The organism is Streptomyces durbertensis (assembly GCF_014156695.1).
GTDB classification, from domain to species: Bacteria; Actinomycetota; Actinomycetes; order Streptomycetales; family Streptomycetaceae; genus Streptomyces; species Streptomyces durbertensis.
Genome location: NZ_WMLF01000772.1, coordinates 1 through 1,292, shown reverse-complemented (window position 1 = coordinate 1,292; position 1,292 = coordinate 1). Strand labels below are relative to the sequence as shown.

The window sequence follows — 1,292 nt, the reverse complement described above, 5'->3', positions numbered from 1 at the left end:
GCGTCCCACCCCGCCCGGCAAGCCGCACGAAAGGCCGCAGACCCGTGACCACCGAAGCGTTTGTGTACGACGCCGTCCGCACCCCGCGAGGGCGGGGCAAGGCCAACGGCGCCCTGCACGGCACCAAGCCGATCGACCTGGTGGTGGGGCTGATCCACGAGATCCGCCGCCGCTTCCCCGACCTCGACCCGGCGGCCGTCGACGACGTCGTCCTCGGCGTCGTCAGCCCGCACAGCGACCAGGGCTCGGACCTCGCGAAGGTCGCCGCCATCGCCGCGGGCCTCCCGGACACCGTCGCCGGCGTCCAGGAGAACCGCTTCTGCGCCTCCGGCCTCGAAGCGGTCAACATGGCCGCCGCGAAGGTCCGCTCCGGCTGGGAGGACCTGGTGCTGGCCGGCGGTGTGGAGTCGATGTCCCGCGTACCGCTGGGCAGCGACGGCGGCGCCTGGGCCATGGACCCGATGACCAGCTTCGAGACGAACTTCGTCCCGCAGGGCATCGGCGCCGACCTCATCGCCACCGTCGAGGGCTTCAGCCGCCGCGACGTCGACGAGTACGCCGCGCTCTCCCAGGAGCGGGCCGCCCGGGCGTGGAAGGAGGGCCGTTTCGACCGGTCCGTCGTGCCGGTCGTCGACCGTGCCGGGCTGACCGTGCTCGACCGGGACGAGCACCTGCGCCCCGGCACCACCGCCGACTCGCTGGCGAAGCTCAAGCCGTCCTTCGCCGACATCGGCGAGCTCGGCGGCTTCGACGCCGTCGCGCTGAAGAAGTACCACTGGGTCGAGCGCATCGACCACGTGCACCACGCCGGCAACTCCTCCGGCATCGTCGACGGTGCCTCCCTCGTCGCGATCGGCAACGCGGAGGTCGGCCGCCGCTACGGCCTCACCCCCCGGGCCCGCGTCGTCTCCGCCGCCGTCTCCGGCGCCGACCCGACGATCATGCTCACCGGCCCCGCGCCCGCCTCCCGCAAGGCGCTGGCCAAGGCCGGACTGACCATCGACGACATCGACCTCGTCGAGATCAACGAGGCGTTCGCCGCCGTCGTGCTGCGCTTCGTCCGCGACATGGGCCTGGACCTGGAGAAGGTCAACGTCAACGGCGGCGCCATCGCGCTCGGCCACCCGCTCGGCGCCACCGGCGCGATGATCCTCGGCACCCTCGTCGACGAGCTGGAACGCCGCGACCTGCGCTACGGCCTGGCCACGCTGTGCGTCGGCGGCGGCATGGGCATCGCCACCGTCGTCGAACGCCTCGCGCCGTGACCGGACCCGACGCCACTCCGGACAAGA

Annotated in this window: 1 protein-coding gene; it reads left to right on the top strand. The window is 72.9% G+C overall.

The features are described 5' to 3' along the window. Nucleotides 1-44: 44 nt before the first annotated feature. Entirely contained in the window at nt 45-1,265 is a 1,221-nt protein-coding gene (locus GL263_RS26680; RefSeq protein ID WP_182858302.1) for an acetyl-CoA C-acetyltransferase, read from the top strand. Nucleotides 1,266-1,292: the final 27 nt, after the last annotated feature.